Annotated in this window: 18 protein-coding genes and 1 pseudogene; 12 read left to right on the top strand and 7 right to left on the bottom strand. The window is 63.6% G+C overall.

Features of this window, described 5'->3' with window-relative positions; genetic code table 11:
- Positions 1 to 413 precede the first annotated feature (413 nt).
- The 6 genes from phnC (at position 414) to GGQ99_RS23915 (ending at position 6,626) form a co-directional block, all read left to right on the top strand.
- Positions 414 to 1,256, top strand: a complete 843-nt coding sequence (phnC, locus tag GGQ99_RS23890; protein WP_108607200.1) for a phosphonate ABC transporter ATP-binding protein — start codon at positions 414 to 416, stop codon at positions 1,254 to 1,256.
- 91 nt (positions 1,257 to 1,347) lie between these two features.
- Positions 1,348 to 2,259, top strand: a complete 912-nt coding sequence (phnD, locus tag GGQ99_RS23895; protein WP_183264457.1) for a phosphonate ABC transporter substrate-binding protein — start codon at positions 1,348 to 1,350, stop codon at positions 2,257 to 2,259.
- Between the two features lie 77 nt (positions 2,260 to 2,336).
- Positions 2,337 to 3,284: a phosphonate ABC transporter, permease protein PhnE gene (gene phnE, locus GGQ99_RS23900; protein ID WP_108607198.1), complete on the top strand. Its 948-nt coding sequence runs from the start codon at positions 2,337 to 2,339 to the stop codon at positions 3,282 to 3,284.
- Between the two features lie 4 nt (positions 3,285 to 3,288).
- Positions 3,289 to 4,680: a phosphonate ABC transporter, permease protein PhnE gene (gene phnE / locus GGQ99_RS23905; RefSeq protein ID WP_183264458.1), complete on the top strand. Its 1,392-nt coding sequence runs from the start codon at positions 3,289 to 3,291 to the stop codon at positions 4,678 to 4,680.
- Between the two features lie 100 nt (positions 4,681 to 4,780).
- Positions 4,781 to 5,488: a DUF1045 domain-containing protein gene (locus tag GGQ99_RS23910; protein ID WP_183264459.1), complete on the top strand. Its 708-nt coding sequence runs from the start codon at positions 4,781 to 4,783 to the stop codon at positions 5,486 to 5,488.
- 1 nt (position 5,489) lies between these two features.
- The gene (locus tag GGQ99_RS23915) at positions 5,490 to 6,626 is read left to right on the top strand and encodes an alpha-D-ribose 1-methylphosphonate 5-triphosphate diphosphatase (RefSeq protein ID WP_183264460.1); all 1,137 of its coding nucleotides are present in this window, start codon (positions 5,490 to 5,492) and stop codon (positions 6,624 to 6,626) included.
- Between the two features lie 4 nt (positions 6,627 to 6,630).
- On the opposite strand, the gene GGQ99_RS23920 is transcribed toward GGQ99_RS23915, so the two are convergent.
- The gene (locus tag GGQ99_RS23920) at positions 6,631 to 7,248 is read right to left on the bottom strand and encodes a helix-turn-helix domain-containing protein (RefSeq protein ID WP_183264461.1); all 618 of its coding nucleotides are present in this window, start codon (positions 7,246 to 7,248) and stop codon (positions 6,631 to 6,633) included.
- A gap of 120 nt (positions 7,249 to 7,368) precedes the next feature.
- Here GGQ99_RS23920 and GGQ99_RS23925 point away from each other — a divergent pair, with 120 nt between their 5' ends.
- The 3 genes from GGQ99_RS23925 (at position 7,369) to GGQ99_RS23935 (ending at position 11,330) form a co-directional block, all read left to right on the top strand.
- Entirely contained in the window at positions 7,369 to 8,514 is a 1,146-nt protein-coding gene (locus tag GGQ99_RS23925; protein WP_183264462.1) for an NAD(P)/FAD-dependent oxidoreductase, read from the top strand.
- 88 nt (positions 8,515 to 8,602) lie between these two features.
- Entirely contained in the window at positions 8,603 to 10,198 is a 1,596-nt protein-coding gene (locus GGQ99_RS23930) for an ABC transporter substrate-binding protein (RefSeq protein WP_183264463.1), read from the top strand.
- 31 nt (positions 10,199 to 10,229) lie between these two features.
- Positions 10,230 to 11,330: a serine hydrolase domain-containing protein gene (locus GGQ99_RS23935; RefSeq protein ID WP_183264464.1), complete on the top strand. Its 1,101-nt coding sequence runs from the start codon at positions 10,230 to 10,232 to the stop codon at positions 11,328 to 11,330.
- Here the strand turns inward: GGQ99_RS23935 and GGQ99_RS23940 are convergent, their stop codons facing one another.
- From GGQ99_RS23940 to GGQ99_RS23950, 3 genes are all read right to left on the bottom strand, one after another.
- Positions 11,331 to 11,939 (bottom strand): DUF6969 family protein, encoded by a 609-nt coding sequence (locus tag GGQ99_RS23940; protein ID WP_183264481.1) that lies wholly within the window; start codon positions 11,937 to 11,939, stop codon positions 11,331 to 11,333. It lies immediately after the preceding gene.
- Positions 11,940 to 12,441: 502 nt separating this feature from the next.
- On the bottom strand, positions 12,442 to 13,653 hold the full coding sequence (locus GGQ99_RS23945; protein WP_183264465.1) for a YeeE/YedE family protein: 1,212 nt from the start codon (positions 13,651 to 13,653) through the stop codon (positions 12,442 to 12,444).
- Between the two features lie 105 nt (positions 13,654 to 13,758).
- On the bottom strand, positions 13,759 to 14,682 hold the full coding sequence (locus GGQ99_RS23950) for a sulfurtransferase (RefSeq protein WP_108607190.1): 924 nt from the start codon (positions 14,680 to 14,682) through the stop codon (positions 13,759 to 13,761).
- A gap of 284 nt (positions 14,683 to 14,966) precedes the next feature.
- Between GGQ99_RS23950 and GGQ99_RS23955 the strand changes: the two genes are divergently transcribed.
- Entirely contained in the window at positions 14,967 to 16,553 is a 1,587-nt protein-coding gene (locus GGQ99_RS23955) for an ABC transporter substrate-binding protein (protein WP_183264466.1), read from the top strand.
- Positions 16,554 to 16,663: 110 nt separating this feature from the next.
- On the opposite strand, the gene GGQ99_RS23960 is transcribed toward GGQ99_RS23955, so the two are convergent.
- Positions 16,664 to 17,275, bottom strand: a complete 612-nt coding sequence (locus GGQ99_RS23960) for a hypothetical protein (RefSeq protein ID WP_183264467.1) — start codon at positions 17,273 to 17,275, stop codon at positions 16,664 to 16,666.
- Between the two features lie 265 nt (positions 17,276 to 17,540).
- Between GGQ99_RS23960 and GGQ99_RS23965 the strand changes: the two genes are divergently transcribed.
- Positions 17,541 to 18,020, top strand: coding sequence for a transglutaminase-like cysteine peptidase (locus tag GGQ99_RS23965; protein WP_108607187.1), 480 nt, complete (start codon positions 17,541 to 17,543; stop codon positions 18,018 to 18,020).
- A gap of 45 nt (positions 18,021 to 18,065) precedes the next feature.
- Here GGQ99_RS23965 and GGQ99_RS23970 read toward each other — a convergent pair whose 3' ends face one another.
- Complete coding sequence (locus tag GGQ99_RS23970; RefSeq protein ID WP_108607186.1) at positions 18,066 to 18,548, bottom strand: hypothetical protein; 483 nt, start codon at positions 18,546 to 18,548, stop codon at positions 18,066 to 18,068.
- Between the two features lie 9 nt (positions 18,549 to 18,557).
- The gene (locus GGQ99_RS23975; RefSeq protein ID WP_246389720.1) at positions 18,558 to 19,430 is read right to left on the bottom strand and encodes a helix-turn-helix transcriptional regulator; all 873 of its coding nucleotides are present in this window, start codon (positions 19,428 to 19,430) and stop codon (positions 18,558 to 18,560) included.
- Between the two features lie 661 nt (positions 19,431 to 20,091).
- Here GGQ99_RS23975 and GGQ99_RS23980 point away from each other — a divergent pair.
- Positions 20,092 to 20,912 (top strand): annotated as a pseudogene (locus GGQ99_RS23980) (hypothetical protein); the annotation flags it as partial.

Genomic DNA, 20,912 nt, shown 5'->3' on the forward strand with positions numbered 1-20,912 from the left:
TCCTCAAAGTGAAGTCCGCCCTCATATAATGACTAACAAGTGTAGTGTCAGGGTTTGGGGGCCAAGTTTTTGCAGAATCTTTCCGGCCGCCTCCAAGGCATTGAATAGATTTGGTTTTACCCGCACTGCCTCGAATCGACGCCAGTGGCCTGAACATGAATCTTGGCCAAACACGGTCCCAAAAGACCGTTGCCGATCAAATAGATGGAACGCCAATCCGATTCTGGTCGGTAAGAACTGGCCCTGTCGGCTCGCTGCCTGCGCGCGCATCGCATTCGGGCCGCATTTTTCGCATGCCTGCCTGTGCATCGTAACAAAACTGACATGGTCCCGACATTGCAGCTTCACGTCCCGGGTCTAGGCCCAAGCCTGAAAAAGGGGGCGCAAAGCCCCAAAGGGACAGGGAAGCTACGATGCTCGAAATCCGCAACGTCAGCCGCCGCTTCGGCAAGAACGTCGCCGTCAACGGCGTCAATCTCCAGATCCAGCCGGGCCAGATGGTCGGCATCATCGGACGCTCCGGCGCCGGCAAGTCGACGCTGCTGAAAACCATCAACCGGCTCATCGATCCGAGCCAGGGCTCGATCGTCTTCGACAACACCGAAGTGTCGTCGCTGCGCGGCCCGGCCCTTCGCCGCTGGCAGCGCGATTGCGCAATGATCTTCCAGCAATTCAACCTGGTGCCGCGCCTCGACGTGCTCACCAACGTCCTGCTCGGCCGCCTCAACCATCGCTCGACCAGCCTCAACCTGCTCGGCATCTTCTCGCGTGAAGACCGCATCCGCGCCATCGCCGCGCTCGAACGCCTGGACATTGCCCGCACCGCGCTCCAGCCCGCCGGCACGCTGTCGGGCGGCCAGCAGCAGCGCGTCGCCATTGCGCGTGCCCTGATGCAGGAGCCCAAGCTGATCCTCGCCGACGAGCCAATCGCCTCGCTCGACCCGCTCAACGCCAAGGTGGTGATGGACGCGCTGCGCGACATCAACCTGCGCGAGGGCATCACCGTCATCACCAACCTGCACACGCTCGACACCGCCCGCACTTATTGCAACCGCATCATCGGCATGTCGGGCGGCGCGGTCGTCTTCGACGGCGCGCCAGAAGAGTTGACCCGCGAGGCCGTGCGCAAGGTCTATGGCGCCGACAGCGACGGCGCCGAGATTTCCGAAGCCATCACCTCGACCAGCATCCGCCCGGTCAAGGTCGTGGTTCCTGCATCCGCCGCACCTCTGGAACCGGCCTACGCCCCGGCTTGAGGCCGTTCGCGGTCGTCTCGCCCGCGTCAAGGGCCCGCAATCAGCAACGGAAATGACCCGGCAAGGTGCCGGGCCAAACTGGAGACATGCCATGTTCAAGAAAGCACTTCTGGGTGCCGTTTCGCTCGCCGTCCTGGCGATCGGCCAGGCCCATGCCGCAGACCTCAAGGAATTCCGCATCGGCGTGATCGGCGGCGAAAATGAAGCCGACCGCCTGCGCAACTTCCAGTGCCTCGTCGACCAGTTGCCGTCCGTCCTCGGCGTCGAGAAGGTATCGCTGTTCCCGGCTGCCGACTACGACGGCACCATCCAGGGCCTGCTCGGCGGCACGCTCGACTACGCCGAACTCGGCGCTTCGGGCTACGCCAAGATCTATCTCGAGAACAAGGAAGCGGTCGAGCCTATCCTGACCACCGTCCAGACCGACGGCGCAACCGGCTACTACACCATCATGGTCGCCAAGAAGGATTCCGGCATCACCAAGCTCGAGGACCTCAAGGGCAAGAAGCTCGGCTTCGCCGATCCGGACTCGACCTCGGGCTACCTGATCCCCGTCACCGCCCTGCCGAAGGACCTCGGTGGCGTTGCCGTCAAGGACTTCGTTGCCGAGACCGGCTTCGGCGGCGGCCATGAAAACCTCGTCCTCGAAGTGCTCAAGGGCACCTTCGACGCCGGCACGACCTTCGGCTCGGGCGTCGGCGAATTCAAGGACGGCTACACCTCGGGCAATCTCAAGAAGATGGTCGACAAGGGCATCCTCGACATGGACGACCTGGTCGAGGTCTGGAAGTCGCCGCTGATCCCGAACGGCCCGATCGTCGTGCGCAGCTCGCTCGACGCCGACACCAAGACCAAGTTCAAGGACTACATGGTCAAGCTGCCGGAAACCGACCCGGCCTGCTTCTCGGCCATCCAGGGCGGCGACTTCAAGGGCTACACCGAAGTCACCCCGGACTTCTACCAGCCGGTCATCGACGCCCGTAAGGCGCAGATCGGCAGCTAAGCCCGCAGCCGACATCGACGCGTCGCGGCTTGCCCGCGGCGCGTCTTTCTTTGATCCGGGATCGGACGGAACTTTTCATGACCATGCCACTCTCGGAAGCCGGCCTCGCGGTCGAGCGCCACTGGCGCGAACTCGCCGGCCGCCGCCGCCTGTACACCGCCGGCGGATTGATCTTCCTGTTCATCGCCTTGTCCGGTTCGCTCTGGTTCGCCAACGAGAGCAATGCCGGCAAGTTCTTCGACCGGCTGCCGCATTTCTTCGACTTCGTCGACCAGATGATCCCGCGCGACGGCTTCGAGGTTTGGCGCGCCTTGTTCGACCTGCCCTCGCCCTACGACGACGGCAGCCTGAAGTTCGACTACCCCGATGGCCGGATGTACATCTTCGGCTCGTTCTACCTGCCCGAATACGTCTACAAGATGCTCGAGACGATCAACATCGCGCTGGTCTCGACACTGATCGGCTTCGCCTTCGGCTTCCTGCTCTGTTTCCTCGCCGCTTCCAACCTGGTGACGCAACGCTGGCTACGCTTCTTCGTCCGCCGCTTCCTCGAAATCCTGCGCGCCTTTCCCGAAATCGTCATTGCCGGCTTTTTCCTCGCCATCCTGTCGATGGGCGCGATACCCGCGATCATCGCCGTCTCGCTGCACACCATCGGCGCGCTCGGAAAGCTGTTCTTCGAGGTTGTCGAGAACGCCGACATGAAGGCCGACGAAGGCCTTCGCGCCGTCGGCGGCAACTGGCCCGAGCGCGTCTGGTTCGGCATCGTTCCGCAGGTCATGCCCAATTTCCTGAGCTACGCCTTGCTACGGCTCGAGATCAACGTGCGCGCTTCGACCATCATCGGCGCGGTTGGAGGCGGCGGCATCGGCGAGGCGCTGCGCCTGTCGATCAGCCGGACCCACGAAGCCAAGACCATCGCCATCATCCTCCTCCTGTTCTGCACCATCGTCGCCGTCGACCAGCTTTCCGCCTGGCTGCGCAAGAGGCTGGTCGGCGAGCAGGCCTTCGGTCGCGGGGAATAAGATCATGACCAGCCTTTCCATGTCCGATATGCAGTCGATCGCCGACCGTCACCCCGACGTCTTCACCGGCTCGTGGCGCAAGAGCCTGTCCGGCTGGGCCGTGGCCGCCGGCCTCGTCGCCTATCTCGGTTTCGCCTGGTGGTTCTTCGCCGTCGGCGCAGTGCTCGCCGGCGGCAACTGGGGCATCGCCGGCACCTATCTCGCCGATTGGGTGTCCTACGAGGTGCGCCCGCAGATCGACTTCAGGGATGACCGTCTCGACATCAGCTATCCGCGCTTTGCCTCCTATCGCGCCGATCGGCATCCCGCGTGGCTGAGCTTCGACCCGCCGGCGGCGACCGCAGCCGCGCCTGCGGCCAACAAGGCAGCTGCCAGCCTCGTCACGGTCGAGATCGACGGCCGCAACCGTATCGAGATCACGCCGACCAGCGTGCGCGTGTCGCGTGGCGAAGAGACGCTCGACATCGCCATCGTGCCGGAAAAGAGCATCACCGTTGCCGGGACCCTGCCGTCCTGGGCGACGCAAAAGGCTCCGGGCGAAAAGATCACTGTCGATTTCGGCTTTGCCGGCAGCGCCCAGATCGACGCTGACGACGTCAAGATCCGCCACCGCTTCCTGGGCTGGGAGAACTTCGTCTTCGACGCCAACTCGCCGTTCTGGGGCAAGTCGACGAGCGAGGTGTTCTCGCTGATCGTCTCCGGCGAACGCCTCGATCCGGGCGTTTCGAACGCCGCCCTTGCCTGGGACAATATCGTCAACAATTCCGAATGGCAGCATGGCGACGTCTGGACCAAGATGCTGCAGACCATCGTTATGGCCTTCGTCGGCACGCTGTTTGCCAGCCTGCTTGCCTTCCCGCTGGCTTTCCTTGCGGCACGCAACATCACGCGCAACGGCCTCGTCAACCAGGTTGCCAAGCGCTTCTTCGACTTCCTGCGCTCGGTCGACATGCTGATCTGGGCACTGTTCTTCACCCGCGCCTTCGGCCCAGGCCCCATCGCCGGCATCTCGGCGATCTTCGTCACCGACACCGGTACCTTCGGCAAGCTCTACTCCGAGGCGCTGGAAAACATCGACGACAAGCAGCGCGAAGGCATGCGCTCGGTCGGCGCCTCGCCGGCTTCGGTCCAGCGCTACGGCGTGGTGCCGCAAGTGCTGCCGGTGCTGATCAGCCAGTCGCTCTACTTCTGGGAATCGAACACCCGCTCCGCCACCATCATCGGTGCGGTCGGCGCCGGCGGCATCGGCCTCAAGCTATGGGAAGCGATGCGCACCAATTCCGACTGGGAGAACGTCGCCTACATGGTGCTGCTGATCCTGATCGTGGTGTTCATCTTCGACAATATTTCCACCGCATTGCGCCAACGGCTGATCGGCAACAAGGCCAGCCACTGAACATCTGTTGCTGGCCATTGCAAATCTGATGAAGTCGGCCACTACTTCGTCAAACTGTCACGCAAATCATCTATCGGGCGAACGCCTAAGGAACCGCGCCATGCGCTACGCCGTCTATTTCACGCCAGAGCACGATGATCCGCTGTGCCGCATCGCGGCCGGCTGGCTCGGGCGCGATGCGTTCGGCGGTCACGTGACCCCCGCCAAGGCCTTTGGCGAATTGTCGGCGGCCGAGGTCGCGTTCCATGCCGCCGCGGCGCGCCGCTACGGCTTTCACGCCACGCTCAAGGCGCCGTTCCGCCTCGCCGACGCCGCTTCCGAGGCCTCGCTGATCGAGGCGGTTGCCACCTTCGCCAGCGAGGCGACGCCCTTCGCCATCCCGCGCCTGAAACTCGCCCAGATCGACGGCTTCTTCGCGCTGATTCCGGCTGAACCGCTGCCTGAACTCGACCGCTTCGCCGGCGATGTCGTCAGGGCCTTCGAGCCGTTCCGCGCACCGCTCAGCGATGCCGAGATCGCCCGCCGCAACCCCGAAGCGCTGTCGCCGCAGGAGTACCGCCACCTCAGCCTCTGGGGCTATCCTTACGTCTTCGACACGTTCCGTTTCCACATGACGCTGACCGGCCGGGTCGCCGCCGAGGAAGTGGCGCGCGTGCGCACTGCCATCGAACAATGCCTGGGCAACGTGCTCGACAAGCCGGTGCCGGTCGATGGGCTGGCGCTGTTCGTCGAGCCCACGTCGGGCGCGCCGTTCGAGGTCCGCTCCTACCATGCGCTGGGCAAGCAAGCTGAAAGAAAGACCGCCTGAGATGACCGACCTTGTTCTGAAAAACGCCCGCATCGTTCTTGCCGACGAGGTGGTCGACGGCTCCATCGTCGTGCGCGACGGCAAGATCGCCGAAATCTCCACCGGCCCCAGCGCCATCGGCGAGGACATGGCCGGGGACTTCGTCATCCCTGGTCTCGTCGAGCTCCACACCGACCATCTCGAAGGCCACTACGCCCCGCGCCCGCGGGTACGCTGGAACCCGATTGCCGCCGTGCTGGCCCATGACGCGCAGGTGGCTTCCGCCGGAATCACCACCGTCTTCGACGCGCTTCGCGTCGGCATGGACGAGGATGCCGACTTGACCGCGGCCGACATGCGGCTGCTTGCCAACGCCATCGAGGACAGCGTCCGCACCGACCGTGTCCGCGCCGACCACTTCATCCACTTGCGGTGCGAAGTTTCGGCCGGCGATTGCCAGGAGGGTTTCGCCGTCTTCGATGGCGACGACCGCGTCAAGCTGGCCTCGCTGATGGACCATGCCCCTGGGCAGCGCCAGTTCGTCGACTTCGAGACCTATGCCTACTACTACCAACGCAAGCTGAAGCTCAACGACGTCGAGTTCAAGGCCTTCTGCGACAAGCGCATGGGCGAATCCGCCCGCAATTCCAGGCCGAACCGCGACGTCATATCGGCCGCGTGCCACGCCCGCGGCATCGTGTTGGCGAGCCATGACGATGCGACCACGGCCCATGTCGACGAGGCGATCGCACAAGGCATTCGCGTCGCCGAATTCCCGACCACGCTCGAAGCCGCCAATGCCTCCAAGGGCGCCGGCCTCGGCGTGCTCATGGGTGCGCCCAACGTCATGCGCGGCGCCTCGCATTCGGGCAATGTCTCGGCCCGCGCCCTTGCTGAACACGGCCTGCTCGACATCCTATCGTCGGACTACATCCCCTTCAGCCTGATCCAGTCGGCGTTCTTCCTCGGCGAGGTCGTCGACGGCATCTCGCTGCCGCAGGCGATGGCGATGGTGTCGAAGAATCCGGCGGACGCCGTCGGCCTCACCGACCGCGGCGTCATCGAAGCCGGCCGCCGCGGCGACCTCGTGCGCGTACGTGTCGACGAGCATGTGCCCGTCGTCCGCACCGTCTGGCGCGAAGGTCGCCGGGTGGCTTAAGCCGTTACCGTGCCTCGTTGTCGTTGAGGCTGAACAGCGTCTTTTCCATGTCGGGCTCCTCGCCCGAGCAGACGCACAGCATCTCGGCATCGCCCTCGCCTATCGAGAGATAGGCGTGGCCCATGGTCGAGTCGATATAGACGCTTTCGCCCGCCCTCAGCCGCACCGGCGCATATTGGTCGGTATGGAGTTCGATCTCGCCTTTCAGCACGATCAAGAACTCCTCGCCGGCATGCCTGGTCAGCGGGCCGAACTCCTCGAGCGTCCGCGCCCTGGCGTGGGCGAGGATCGGCACCATGCGCTTCTTCACCAGGTCGGTGGCGAGGTAAAAATAGTCGTAGTTGCGCGTCAGCTGGCGCAGCGTATTCACTGGTGAGGCGACCGAACGGCGGGTGCGTGCCGAAGGCTGCTTGCTGTCGCCGCTGAGCAGTTCGGTGACGTGGATGCCGAGCCCGCCGCACACCTGCAGCAGCTTGTCGTAGGTCAGCGACATCTGGTCGTTTTCGACCTTCGACAGCGTCGACACCGCCACGCCGGTCAGGTGGCTGACATCCTGCAGCGTCCATCCATGCTGCTTCCTGAGGCTTCGCAGGCAGTCGCCGAGATTCGGCTGTTCCGACATGGCCATCTCCATCACCCGTCCTCAGTAGCTAATCGAACTCCTCCGGCATCGCAAGATTCGCCAAAATTTTTCCTATGCGCTAAATATTGACCGCATACGAAAATGATTTTACGGATAGCTATGCACGAAAATTCCCGTCCCCAGAAAGTGATCGTCATCGGCGGAGGCATTGCCGGCCTCTCGCTCGCAGCCAGCGTCCAGCAATGGGCGGAGGTGACCGTGATCGAGCGCGAAAGCCAGCTTGGCTACCACGCCAGCGGGCGTTCGGCGGCGCTGTTTTCCGAGACCTATGGCAATGCCCTGGTGCGCGCGCTGTCGGTGGCGAGCCGGCAGGCGATCATCGACGGCGGCTTTGTCGAGCACACGCGCGGCGCCTTGCATTTCGGCGGCCCCGACGACGCCGACGCCATCGACCGCATGGCCGAAGAGCAGAAGGCACTGGTACCGAGCGTCCGCCGCCTGTCCGCCGCCGAGGTGAGTGCGCTCGTACCGGCCATCGCACCGGACAGGACCTGCGGCGGCGTCCATGAACCCGACGCCAAGGACATCGACACCGGCAAGATGGTCCAGACACAGGCATCCCTGCTCAAGGCCGCCGGCGGCACCGTCATCAGCGGAGCCGAAGTGCTGAAGATCTCGCGCGGGCCCGAGCGCTTCCGGGTTACCACCAGTTCAGGCGTCCACGACGCCGACATCGTCGTCAATGCCGCCGGCGCCTGGGTGGACGTCATCGCCGAACGCGCCGGGCTTTCCGGCCTTGGCTTCAGGCCCAAGCGCCGCACGGCCTTCCTGTTCGACGCCCCAGAGGGCATTGATCCACGCAACTGGCCGCTGGTGGTCGACCTGCACGAGCGCTTCTATTTCAAGCCCGACGCCGGGCGCCTGATCGGATCACTCGCCGACGAGACCGACAGCGAGCCCTGCGATGCCTATCCCGAGGACATCGACGTCGCCACCGCCGCCTACAACATCGAGGAAGCGACCGGCCTTGCCGTCGGCCGCCCGCAGACGCCATGGGCCGGCCTGCGCACCTTCTCGCCCGACCGCAGTCCGGTCGCCGGCTTCGACCCGCGCCTGCCCGGCTTCTTCTGGCTCGCCGGCCAGGGCGGCTACGGCTTCCAGGTGTCGTTGACGCTGGCGCGGCTTTCCTCGGCGCTGATGCGCGGCGATCCCATTCCCGCCGACCTGGCCGATCTCGGCGTCAGCTACGCCGCGCTGTCGCCGGAACGATTCTTGGACACCTCGCGCGCTGCGGAAACGCGCTGAGGCTCGACACGACCATTCCGCAAATCGGTTGGCGCGGGGAGGAGACCCGCCGCGCGGTTACGTCAACATGAAAGCAGGAAGCTTTGCGATGAAATCCTTGGGTATTCTGCGTACGGCGCTCGTCGCCTCGACAATCCTTCTCAGCGGCCAGGCCTATGCCAAGACGCTGGTCTACTGTTCGGAAGCGAGCCCCGAGACCTTCAACCCGATGATCGGCACCGCCGACTCGACCATGGACGCTGCGGCCAAGACGATCTTCAACCGTCTGGTCGAGTTCAAGCCGGGCAGCACCGAAGTCGGTCCCGGGCTTGCCGAGAAATGGGACGTTTCCGAAGATGGCAAGGTCTATACCTTCCACCTCCGGCACGGCGTGAAGTTCCACGCAAACGAGACCTTCACGCCGACGCGCGAGTTCAACGCCGACGACGTGCTCTACACGTTCGATCGCCAGCGCGATGCCGACAATCCCTACCACAAACTGGCTAACGCGGCTTACGAGTACTTCAACGCGCTCGGCCTCGGCTCGATGATCGAAAAGATCGAAAAGATCGACGACTACACCGTACGCTTCACGCTGAACGCACCGAACGTCACTTTCCTGCCCGGCATAGCGCTCGACTATCTGTCAATCCTGTCAGCCGAGCAGACCGAAAAGATGGTCGCGGCGGGAACGCCCGGACTGATCGACCAGATGCCCGTCGGCACCGGTCCCTTCATGTTGCAGGCCTACCAGCAGGATGCCCAGATCCGCTACGCCGCCAACAAGGACTACTGGAACGGCGCGCCGAAGATCGACACGCTGGTCTTCGCCATCACGCCCGAACCGACGATCCGCGTCGAGCGCATCAAGGCCAATGAATGCCAGGTTGCGGCCCCTCCGCCGGCAGCCGCCGCAGCAGCGCTCAAAGGTGATCCCAACATCACCGTCCACAATCTTGAGGGCCAGAACATCGGCGTTGTCGGCTTCAATGTCGAACACCAGCCGCTCGGCGACGTGCGCGTGCGCACGGCACTCGCCAAGGCCGTCAACCGCGAAGCGATCATCGAGTCGGTCTACCAGGGCGCCGGCTCCGTCGCCGGCAGCGTGGTTCCGCCGGCACAGATCGGCGCAGTCAAGGATGCCGGCATCGACTACGATCCGGAAGGTGCCAAGGCGCTGCTGAAGGAAGCCGGCCACGAAGCCGACCTGTCGGTCAAGCTCTGGGCCATGCCGGTTTCGCGCCCCTACAACCCGAATGCGCGACGCATGGCCGAGATGATCCAGGCCGACTGGGCAGCAGTCGGCGTCAAGACGGAGATCGTCACCTTCGAGTGGGGCGAGTATCTCGCTCGCACGGCCAAGGGCGAGCATGACGCCCTGCTGATCGGCGGCAGCAGCGACAATGGCGACCCCGACAACATGCTGAGCTACCTGCTGTCCTGCGACGGCGTGGCCGGCGGCTCGAACCGTTCGCGCTGGTGCAACCAGGATTTCGAGAAGCTGCTTCAGCAAGGACGCGTCACCGCCGATCCGGCGAAGCGCGCCGACATCTACAAGCAGGCGCAGGCGATCCTGAAGGCCGAGGTGCCGCTCGCGCCGATTGGCCACTCGGTCGTTTCGATCCCAGTGCGCAAGAGCGTCATCAACTACGTGCTGGATCCGTTCGGCCGGCAGAATTTCGCCAGCGTCGACATCACCGAGTAAGCCGTCAAATAGCCGAGGAGAGCAGATCGCCATGCTCGAACAATTGAACAATCTGCTCGCAACCTATCGCGCCGATGGCGCGGTGGGTGCCTCGCTTGCCTTCTCGCTTGGCGACGGCGAGACCATCGCCGTCACAGCGGGACAGGCGGATCGGCCAAACGACGTTCCGGTCACGCCCGACCGGCTGTTCAAGATCGGCAGTTGCACCAAGACCTTTGTTGCAGCGGCGCTGATGAAGCTGGTGGAAGAAGGCAAGGCCGAGCTCGACGCCCCCATCGCCGGATGGTTTCCCGACCTGCCACGCTCCGGCGAGGTGACGGTGCTCCAGCTGGTCAACCACCGCGGCGGCCTGCCAGAGTTCGAGTACGACATTCCGATGGACCCGAGCCGGGTCTGGACGCCGGCCCAGCTCGTCGATCTCGCCTTCAAGGTCGGCGGCCAGACCTCACCGGGCGGAGCCGCCGTCTACAACAACACCGGCTATGTGCTGGCCGGCATGCTGATCGAGGCAGCGTCGGGTCTCTCGCTCGGCGAATATGTCCGCCGCAAGGTGCTCGCCCCGCTCGGGCTGAAGGATACCTGGTCGCCGGCAACCGAAGGCTTCCCGGAAACACGCATGGTGCGGGGCTATTACCACCGCCCGAAACCTGCCGCCGACGCCAGCTCGGCATTGGCCGAAGGCGGCGAGATGTGGCGCATGGATGGCGTGCTGCCCTACGCCGACGAACTTCAGGATTCGTCGGACTCCTTCCCCTTCTCCGGCGCCTATGGCTGCGGCGACATGGTTTCGACGCCGAGCGATCTCGTTGGCTTCATGAAGGGCTTGCTGGATGGCCGGCTGATGCCGGCGGCCCTGCTCGCCGAAATGAAGGACGGCCGCTCCAGGGTCAGCTACCCCGGCACCCGCCTGCGCGAGACCGGGGCCGGGCTCATTGCCAGCGAATATGCCGGGCGCCTGGTGCTCGGCCACCAGGGCAGCATCCCGGGATATGTCACGGTGATGGAGCACGATCCGGATTCGCGCCTGACGATCGCCATGACCAGCAATGTCGGCTCCGGCAACCGCCTGTCGTTCTATGCCAGCGGCCTGCACCCGGTGGTCGACCAGGCGATCGACATCATCCCGCGGTGATCAGACGCCGAGGCCGGCGGCCATCTGGCGAAGGTCGACGCCGCGTTCGGACGTCACCTCCAGCGCGCGGTCCTCGCGCGCTGGAGCGCCACCTTCGGGCCGGTGTCCGGCCAGAACCTTGTCGCGCTCGCGGATCAGTATCTTGATCTCATCCGCATAGAGCGCCAGCACGGCTGCCAGCCAGCGATTGACCAGATAGGACGGCCTGGCGAAATGCAGGTCGAAGCGCGGCAGGAGCGCCACCGTGCCTTCGGCTTCCAGCCAGTTGTCGCCAACGACCCACTGGTTGACCGTGAACAGCCTGACCAGCTTGCCATAGGCATCGACGCCGACGGCGACGAGATGGTGGATCGGCCCGTTCGCGCCATCGGGCCGGACGAAGCAATGGAAGTGGCCGTGCTCGGCCTGCCCTTCCTGCGGCGGATGGCTGTGATAGTACCACTGCGCCCCCGTCTCCGGATCGAAGACGTCGCCCGGGGGAAAGTGCTCCCATGCGGCAACCGACTTGGCTTCGCGCAGCGTCTCGAGCAGCACGTTGCTGCCCGACTTGGCCAGTACCTGTTCGCAGAACAGCGCCTGCCGCGCCGCCTCTGATCTTGTCTCGTCCATCGTCGGCCTCCAGGCCGCAGCTTGGCCTATTGCGGCTGGGCCGCGCAAGGCGAGGCTGCGGGAGCGGCAGCGCATGGTGATGCAGCCGGCGCGGCAGCACAGGGCGAGGCTGCCGGCGCTGCGGCGCAGGGCGAAGCTGCCGCCGGAGCAGGAGCCGCCGAGCATGGCGAGGCAGCAGAACAGGGTGCGGCTGCAGCGCACGGAGATGCTGCCGCACAGGGGGACGCGGCCGCGCAAGGGGCGGCGGCTGCACACGGAGACGCCGCCGCACAGGGAGCCGCTGCAGCGCAAGGCGAAGCGGCCGAACACGGCGAAGCCGCAGCGCACGGTGACGCTGCTGCACAAGGCGAGCCTGCAGCACACGGTGATGCCGCCGAGCAAGGCGTCGCCGGCGCACTCGCCGCCGGTGCCGGCTTGGGCGCGGCAAATCGGTAGTGGTCGACCGCGACCGCCGACGTGGCGGCGAGGAATGCAGTGCCGAACAGGAGAGTGTTGCGCGCGCTCATTTCTTGAACCCATCGAGTCCGAAGAGCGGACGCAGCGCGACACCGCCAAGACTGCCGACGAAGGCCGAGGCGAACCACAGCCAGCCATGGACGCTGCCCGAGGCGATGCCCGAAAACAGCGCACCGACATTGCAGCCGAAGGACAGCCGCGCACCGTAGCCCATCAGCACGCCGCCGATGGCTGCCGCCAGGAACGAGGCGAAGGGCACATGCACCTTGGGCGCGAACTTGCCGGCAAGGCCGGCCGCGAGCGCTGCCCCCAGGATGATGCCGAAATTCATCACCGAGGTGACGTCGGCGAGCACGCTGGAACCAAGCGCCTTGGCCGGTCCGGGCCAGCTCCAGAACGCCCAGGTCTCGACCGGCACGCCGACAGCCTGTGCTGCCTTGGCGCCCCACAGGCCGAAGCCGAAGGTCACAGACCAGGGATGACCTGCCGTCAGCAGCGTCGCGATGTTAAGACCGGCAAGCCCGAGCCCCGCTGCAACCAGCGGCCACGGGCCGTGCAACAGCCGCGCCACGCCGTGACGAGGGGCCGGCTTGGTCTTTTCGAGCCCGCCATGCGCGCGCCGTTCCACCAACACGGTCATCACGGCAACAGCGCCAAGGCCGAGCAGCGTGACGATCACCCCGCCAGGCACGCCGAGCGTCCTGCCGAGGCTGATTTCCGGCAGCGCCGGCAGCTCCAGCCACCACGGCAGATGAGCCGTACCGATGACCGCGCCGACGATGAAGAACACAAGCGTCACCAGCATGCGCGAACTGCCGCCACCGACGGTGAACAGTGTGCCCGAGCCGCAGCCGCCGCCGAGCTGCATGCCGAGCCCGAACATCGCAGCCCCCACCAGCACCGACACGCCGACCGGTGCAAAGGCGCCGACCAGTACCTGGCCGTTGGCATTGCCAAGCGCCAGAAGCGGGATGAACACGACCGACGCCGCCGCGATCATCAGCATCTGCGCGCGGATGGCATTGCCGCGCCGCTCGACGACGAAACGCCGCCAGCCGCCGGTGAAGCCGAATGAGGCGTGGTAAAGGGTCAGCCCGAGCAGGCCGCCGATGAGAAACAGCAGCGCCTGGCGCATGCTGATCGCCTCGCCGATGGCAAGTGCGCCAAGCACCAAGGCCAGCCCGACGAAGATGACCGGCCCCTTGTCGAGATTGACGGGCACCGACGGCGCCGGAGTTGCGAGATTGATCTGTGTCATTTCAATTCTGTCGTGAACTTCAATTGATGTGGAATGACCCGTTCAACGAAAGATGTCCAGGATCGCTCCCGGACATCTTGTAACTCGGATCTGCCTTGCGCGAGATCAGGAACCGGGCTGCACCGGGCGGGCCGGATCGGCAGCCCATTCGGCCATCGAGCCGTCATACATCTTGGTGTTCTTGTTGCCCTCGATCTCGCTCAGGCCGAACCACACGACAGAAGCCCAGTGGCCGGTGTTGCAGAAGGCGATGTTCTGCTCGTCCTTGCCGAGGCCCACGGACTGGGAAAGGTTGCCGACGGTTTCCTTCGAAGCGAACGTAGCCTTGTCGGCGTCATAAAGCTTGCTGTTTTCGAGGTTCTTCGAGCCGGGAATGGTGCCGGCGGCGCGGACGACCGGGCTCTTGGCCTCGCCCCTGAACTGCGCGGCCGGGCGGCCGTCGATCAGCTTGATGCCGTCGGCACGAGCCTTCTCGACATCGGCGGTGGTGGCGAGAAGCTCCTGCTTGAGCTCGCCCTTGAAGGTGGCCGCCGCGGGCTTGGCCGCTTCGGCCGAAACTTCGCCGCCTGCGGCTTCCCAGGCGCGTGCCCCGCCGTCGAGGATCGACACGGCGTCGTGGCCCAGCACCTTGAAGGTCCAGTAGACGCGGGTGGCGCCGCCGAATTCGGAGGAGTCGGTGCCATTCGGCACGATGACGACGTGGCTGTCATTGCTGACGCCGAGGTCGCCAATGGTCTTGGTAATCGTGTCGAGCGGCGGCAGCATGCCGGGAACACCGTTCACTTCGGCGCGCCAGCCGGCTGTCGAATAAGGAGCGCTGACCGCACCGGGAACATGGCCCTTGGCATAGGGGTTGGCGCCGTCCTTGGCTGCGTCGCGCACGTCGATCACGACGAGGCTCTTGTTGCCGAGGTTGGACTTCAGCCAGGCTGCATCAACCAGCGGCTGGTCAGTCAGGCGTTCAGCCTGCGCGCCGGTGGCGAAGGCCAGGCCAGCAGTAATGACAGCGGCAAACAGAGAAAAACGCATCGGATTACTCCCCGGAAAAAGATTCTAAAAACAGGCGTTGACCACATTTGTAATCCAACAACCCGACCCGCACACGGCATTCTCGACCTAAATTTCCTGCAAGTCCGGAATGGGATGCGGCCAAACAGCCATGCATTGGAATTTCATTCCAAGCGCCGAATTCGATGTTCACATGCAGAATAAAGAATATAACCACTTCACAAATCGGCCCTTTAAGACGATTTTCTCACCAACGCCGCCGAGCCGATAGTTTGGGCCGAGCAAAGGCTCATGAGGGGACTGGTATGCGTTTTCTGAAGGCCATGGCCGGAGCGATGTTCGGCGCGGCTCTTGCCGTGTCCATCGCTTTTGCCGAAACGCCCGCGAATACGCTCATTGTCGCCGACGCCATCGACGACGTCATGACACTTGACCCCAACGAGGTGGGCGAGGTCGGCGGCGTGCTTGCCAGCACCCAGATCTACCAGTCGCTGGTCAGTTTCGATGTCAACGACCCCACCAGGATCATCGGCGTGCTCGCCGAGAGCTGGACCATTTCGCCCGACGGCCGCACCTTCACCTTCAAGATGAACCCTGCGGCGCGCTTTGCTTCGGGCAATCCCGTCACTGCATGGGACGCCGAATATTCGCTGCGCCGGGTCGTCCATCTGAAGTCGCGCTCGGCCTTCATCATCGGCCAGTTCGGTTTCTCGCCGGAGAATGTCGATGACCGCATCAAGGCCCTCGACGACCAGACCCTGGTCATCGAGATCGCCGACACCTACGCGCCGAGCTTCCTGTTCTATTGCCTGTCGTCCTATATCGGCGGCATCGTCGACAGCAAGATCGTCAAGGCGAACGAAGTCGACGGCGACTTCGGCAATGGCTGGCTGAAGGCCGACAACTCAGCCGGTTCCGGCCCGTTCGCGCTCAGCAAGTGGCAACCCAGGCAGTCGATCCTGCTCAAGCGCAACGACAACTACTGGGGCACGGCACCAAAAGTCGACAGCATCCTGATCCGTCATGTTGCCGAGAGTGCGGTCCAGCGGCAATTGCTCGAGGCCGGCGAAATCGACATCGCCAACCGCCTCGGACCCGACGATTTCGACACCATCGCCAACAACCCTAAGCTTGCCGTCGTCAACGGCCGCTCCGGCAACATCTATTACATGGGCCTGAACGTCCGGAACCAGTATCTCGCCAATCCCAAAGTGGTCGAGGCGATGAAATACATGATCGACTACCAAGGCATGGTCGACACCGTCTCGCGCGGCATGATGGAGGTGCATCAGACGCTGGTACCGAAAGGTTTTCTCGGCGCGATCGACTACAGGCCTTTCAGTTTCGATGTCGCCAAGGCCAGGGAACTGCTGGCCGAGGGCGGCGTCAGCGGCGAGTTTTCGCTCGACATGGTGGTGTGGGACACCCTGCCCTACACCGAATTCGCCAAGGCCATCCAGGCCAGCATGGCCAAGGCCGGCGTGAAGCTCAACCTGCAGATTGTCGGCGGCCGCGAATGGCTCGACCGCTACCGCAATCACGACCTCGACATCTGGCTTGGCCTGTGGGGGCCGGACTATCCCGACCCGCATTCCAACGCCAAGGCCTTCGCGGTCAACAAGCAGGATGCGCCCGACGGCTCGGAAGGCATCACCGACCGTTTCGGCTGGAACGCGGGAGCCCTTTCACCCGAAGCCATGGCGGCCGTGCGCGAACAGGACACGACGACGCGCAAGGGCATGTATGAGGCGATCCAGAAAGTGCACAGCCGCGTTTCGCCTTTCATCTTCATGTTCCAGGAAGTGCGAAAGGTGGCGGTGAATGCCAGGGTCAAGGGTCTTGTGATGGGCATGACCTTGTCCGACGACCGCTACTCGGCCGTGTCCAAGTAGTGCCGAAGCGGCAACAAGTCCCAGCCTGCATGCAGAACTGACCAACAAAAAGCCGGGCGGCAATGCCGCCCGGCTTACTGAGTTCATCAAGTGATCAGGCGTGTGATCGATCAGCTACCGCCGCCGGCACCGCCGCCGCCGCCGCCACCGCCACCGCCACCGCCGCCACCGCCGCCGCCGCCGCCGCCGCCGCCGCCGCCGCCACCGCCGCCGCCGCCACCGCCGCCGCCGCCACCGCCGCCGCCACCGCCGCCACCGCCGCCACCGCCGCCGCCGCCGCCGCCACCGCCGCCACCGCCGCCGCCGCCACCGCCGCCGTCACCGTCGCCGTCGTCGCCGTCATCGCCGTCGTCGCCGTCATCGCCATCGTCGCCGTCATCGCCGTCGTCGCCATCATCGCCGTCGCCGCCGCTGTCACCGTCGCTACCAGTTCCGCCGTCATTACCATCGTTCTCGCTGCCGGCCAGTACGGCCGAGACCAGCGACGTCGTCAGCGGCGGGCATTGCGCCAGCTGGTCGTCCGACATGATGCTGCCGCGGTTCAGCGCAATGCAGCACATCTCATAGTTGCCTTGGGTAAGGGGTTGGCACTGTGCAGCCGACATGACCGGCCGGATGTTGCTTTGTGCCGATGCGGGGGTGATGAAGCTGACGGCCACAAGTGCCGAAGAGACCAACAGAATCGAATGGATCCCGCGTACGCAGGTTGGGTACGTCGTCATTTCTTCCTCCTGAGGGAAAAAATGCGCCCGTCCCCAAACTGGCGCTATGATCAAATGTTCCGACCATCGGAAACACTTTTTTAATCATACATCCTTTTGAAAACGGTGCAAAGTCCTCCCGTTGGGGTTGATTTATCTAGCTCTAATATGCTGTTTGCTGGTCACCCATTGAGAGAGGGGACAGCACGTGCAAAAACTCGTGGCGCTCTTTGCGATCGCCTTGATCGCTGCTGGCTGCAGCCAGTCAACCACTCCCGGATCAAGCATGACGACCGTCGGCTATGCCTTTGCGCCGCCGGCGGCAAACACCTTCTGCGCCCGCCAGCCTGGGCTATGCAGCACCGCGGGCAAGACCGCGGTAATGGCTTTGACGGACGAACGCATGAACGACCTCAAGCAGGTCAACGCCTCGGTCAACCGACGCATAAGCCAGCGCAATGACGCTGTGACCGCCAGCGGTTCGGACAACTGGCGACTGCCCACGACGGTGGGCGATTGCGAGGACATTGCCATCCTCAAGAAGAGCGAATTGCGCAAGCGGGGCTGGCCGGCATCGACCTTGCTGCTGACCGTTGCCCACTATCGCGGCGCCGGACATACGGTGCTGACCGTGCGCACCGACAAGGGCGATCTCATCCTGGATAATCTCACTGGCTCGGTCAGGAACTGGAAGAGCACGCCCTATCGCTACTTTGCTCGTCAGTCGCAGTTCGAAACCGGCAGGTGGTCCCGCATCGGCGTATGATGCGCCGGCCCGCAGCGCCGCGACCGGCGGGCCTTGGCGCGGCGTTCAATGCGGAAACGCATTGTCCTCGACGATCTTCCATATCTGCCGGTTGATGTCGCGGATCGCTTCGATCGAGGCGGAGATGCGGTGCATCTCGTTGTCGTCCAGCTCTTCGTTCTTGCCGTAGCGGACGGAATCCTTGCTGTCGAAAATGCGCATCAGCTGGGTGCTGGCCCGCGTTCCGGTCTCGTCGAACGAATAGATACAATGGCTATATTTGTTGCGCAGCTTGCCCTGGTGGGTCAGTTGCTCCGACACGGCCAGCACCGCCTCGCGGCAGGGCAACGGCGTCTTAGCCATCTTGGCCAGCCGCTCGACGAGGTCGAGCCGCGCGCGCGTCGTATTCAGCGTCAGGAAGATGATGATCGCCGTTTCCTTGTCGACCTTGGCAAGGCCGGCGATCAGATAGATGAGCAGGCTCTCGGTGTTGGTCCAGGTATAGTTGAGCTGGCCAACGGTAAGCAGGACATCCTGGAATCGCGGCATTTCGCGCGCTCACACCCCCAACGGCAGCTGCGCCTGGATCGCACCTGCACCGATGTCACGTTCGCCGATCGTCTCCCCCCTACGCCCGTGAAAGATGGCGGCCGCTTCGGTGCGGTTGTGCGCGCCGAGCTTGGTGATGATGTTGTGCAGATGAATCTTGACGGTGTGCTCGGATAACCCGAGAGCCGCCGCAATGAGCTTGTTCTGCAGGCCGCGCGCGACCATGCCCAGGATCTGCAACTCGCGATCCGTCAGTTCGTCGAAGTCGTCGGTGTCGCCGTCCGCCTGGACCACGGCCTTGGGCACCACCACCTCGTTGAACGCGGTCGCGACTGTCGTTCGCCGTTCGATGATCGGCTCGAACAACGAGAGCGGAAAGTATTCGCCGCCCCGCAACACCAGGCGAACCACCGAAAGCCAGACGTCGAGCTTCAGGTTCATCGGCAGGACGCCGCGCACGTTGCGGGCTGTCACCACGTCGCGGATCGAAACCTCATGCCGCCCGTCCTCCTGGATCAGCATGATCTGCGCTGCCGGGTGCAGGTGCGAGATGCGTTCCGAGTGGCCTGCCACGTCAGGCAATTGACCAGCATCGAGCAATATCAGCGATACCGGGCACTCGAAGGAAACGCAGGCCTCCGCCAAGGTCGCCACCTGTTCGACGGCGATCGACGGAAACTCGCGTTCAATAGCAAAGACCAAGCACTCCGACACGAAGTCCGCCGGAGCGACAATCAGCAATGTCTTGCAGGTTTTCTGCACGGAGCCACCAGCTCCGTTAGCGCGGCGCGCGCTGGGAATTGCCACCCGATACATGAGATCTCCCGCCCAATGTTCGCAACTATGCGCGATTTTCCCCACGTGCCGCCTGATGGGGAACATTATTGGTTGATCATACACCTCCTGTTAACGGTTCGGTATAAGCAAGATGAGCTATCGGGCGCATTTGTGTAGTCCGTCCGGATTGTCGGGCATCCGCGTGATCTAGCCTCTAGCCCGGGCGGAACTTCTCTCAAAGCATTCGACCCGGCAGATTTTTCGCGGGTACAAGCAGCCGGAACCACGGCGCTCTACCTGCGAATGACTGGCAATTGTACATATACGGCAAGCATCTAGTAATTCGCGCCGAAATTCCGGCGGCAGTATCTAGATCATCGCCGCAAGTTCTTGAGCCGCTTAGCCGAACAGCCTAGCGCGAACTGTCAGCTACCAATTTCACGGTCATGGTCGCACCCTTTGCCGGTTCAGCCAACAAGGGTGTGGCGCTTCCGGAACTCCGATTGCTCGTGACCAGGGCCTTATGTAAACGCCCGACAATCACGAAATTGTGAGAATCCTAGCCTCCGCCCAAGCCAAAAAAGGGAGGTTTTCAGCCATCCAGACAGCTTCGGGGCCTCCGGCTGCTCAGTCCCCTTCAGCCTTCAGACCCCTTCATTCTCGAAAATCAGTGCATTCGTAAATCAACCCGTAGTCCGCGTGACCCCAAGACCGTGTGAAAGATGAGAACGGTCCGGTAATCGCGGTCCCAACCGAGGACAAGACGATGTCTGATCGTAACAGCAACAATCTCAATGCGTTTGGCCTGCAGTTCGTCGGCAACGAAATCGAACTGGGCGGCGACAGCGAGAACGAAAACAAGAACGAAAACGAAAACGAGAATAAGAACGAGTCCGAGAATAAGAACGAGAACGAATCCAAGAACGAAAACGAAAACAAGAACGAATCCGAGAACAAGAACGAAAACGAATCCGAGAATAAGAACGAGAACGAATCCAAGAACGAAAACGAAAACGAGAACAAGAACGAATCCAAGAACGAGAATGTCAACGAGAACAAGACGGAGACCAAGGTCGACGTCGACGTCGACGTTGATGTCGATCTCGAAGGCCGTCTCGGCGACTACAAGGAAGACAACGACTTTGCCGACATCGACACCGGCGGCGGCGACATCAAGGGTGATGTGCTGTTCAGCAAGGACGGCGACGTCACCTACGATCCAGGCGACGACATCAACTTCAAGGACATCCTGAACGGCTCGATGGGCGCCAATAGCAACGCCTTCCTCATCAACCAGACTGCCGACATGGTCGACAACGACAAGCTTGAAGAAGCCACCGTCAAGAACGACGGCGACTTCAAGCAGGAGTTCGACAACAAGGGCGGCCATGCCTCTGCCGGTGACGGCATCGACGCAGGCGGCGGCGGCGCGAGCGGTGGCAAGGCCGACGGCGGCAGCGCCGACGGCGGCAACAGCGGCGATGCCAAGGGCGGCGAAGCCGACGGCGGCAAGGGCGAAGGCGGCCTGGCGCTGAGCGCAGCTTTGGGTGGCGACTCCAAGGGCGACACCAAGGCCGAAGGCGGCGA

Origin of the sequence: Aminobacter niigataensis (assembly GCF_014200015.1) — a bacterium.
In the GTDB taxonomy this organism is placed as follows: domain Bacteria; phylum Pseudomonadota; class Alphaproteobacteria; order Rhizobiales; family Rhizobiaceae; genus Aminobacter; species Aminobacter niigataensis.

Excerpts from the sequence above, each read along its gene's own strand:
- phnC (WP_108607200.1), top strand. The coding sequence starts at position 414 with ATGCTCGAAATCCGCAACGTCAGCCGCCGCTTCGGCAAGAACGTCGCC.
- phnD (WP_183264457.1), top strand. The coding sequence starts at position 1,348 with ATGTTCAAGAAAGCACTTCTGGGTGCCGTTTCGCTCGCCGTCCTGGCG.
- phnE (WP_108607198.1), top strand. The coding sequence starts at position 2,337 with ATGACCATGCCACTCTCGGAAGCCGGCCTCGCGGTCGAGCGCCACTGG.
- phnE (WP_183264458.1), top strand. The coding sequence starts at position 3,289 with ATGACCAGCCTTTCCATGTCCGATATGCAGTCGATCGCCGACCGTCAC.
- GGQ99_RS23910 (WP_183264459.1), top strand. The coding sequence starts at position 4,781 with ATGCGCTACGCCGTCTATTTCACGCCAGAGCACGATGATCCGCTGTGC.
- GGQ99_RS23915 (WP_183264460.1), top strand. The coding sequence starts at position 5,490 with ATGACCGACCTTGTTCTGAAAAACGCCCGCATCGTTCTTGCCGACGAG.
- GGQ99_RS23920 (WP_183264461.1), bottom strand. The coding sequence starts at position 7,248 with ATGTCGGAACAGCCGAATCTCGGCGACTGCCTGCGAAGCCTCAGGAAG.
- GGQ99_RS23925 (WP_183264462.1), top strand. The coding sequence starts at position 7,369 with ATGCACGAAAATTCCCGTCCCCAGAAAGTGATCGTCATCGGCGGAGGC.
- GGQ99_RS23930 (WP_183264463.1), top strand. The coding sequence starts at position 8,603 with ATGAAATCCTTGGGTATTCTGCGTACGGCGCTCGTCGCCTCGACAATC.
- GGQ99_RS23935 (WP_183264464.1), top strand. The coding sequence starts at position 10,230 with ATGCTCGAACAATTGAACAATCTGCTCGCAACCTATCGCGCCGATGGC.
- GGQ99_RS23940 (WP_183264481.1), bottom strand. The coding sequence starts at position 11,939 with ATGGACGAGACAAGATCAGAGGCGGCGCGGCAGGCGCTGTTCTGCGAA.
- GGQ99_RS23945 (WP_183264465.1), bottom strand. The coding sequence starts at position 13,653 with ATGACACAGATCAATCTCGCAACTCCGGCGCCGTCGGTGCCCGTCAAT.
- GGQ99_RS23950 (WP_108607190.1), bottom strand. The coding sequence starts at position 14,682 with ATGCGTTTTTCTCTGTTTGCCGCTGTCATTACTGCTGGCCTGGCCTTC.
- GGQ99_RS23955 (WP_183264466.1), top strand. The coding sequence starts at position 14,967 with ATGCGTTTTCTGAAGGCCATGGCCGGAGCGATGTTCGGCGCGGCTCTT.
- GGQ99_RS23960 (WP_183264467.1), bottom strand. The coding sequence starts at position 17,275 with ATGACGACGTACCCAACCTGCGTACGCGGGATCCATTCGATTCTGTTG.
- GGQ99_RS23965 (WP_108607187.1), top strand. The coding sequence starts at position 17,541 with ATGACGACCGTCGGCTATGCCTTTGCGCCGCCGGCGGCAAACACCTTC.
- GGQ99_RS23970 (WP_108607186.1), bottom strand. The coding sequence starts at position 18,548 with ATGCCGCGATTCCAGGATGTCCTGCTTACCGTTGGCCAGCTCAACTAT.
- GGQ99_RS23975 (WP_246389720.1), bottom strand. The coding sequence starts at position 19,430 with ATGTTCCCCATCAGGCGGCACGTGGGGAAAATCGCGCATAGTTGCGAA.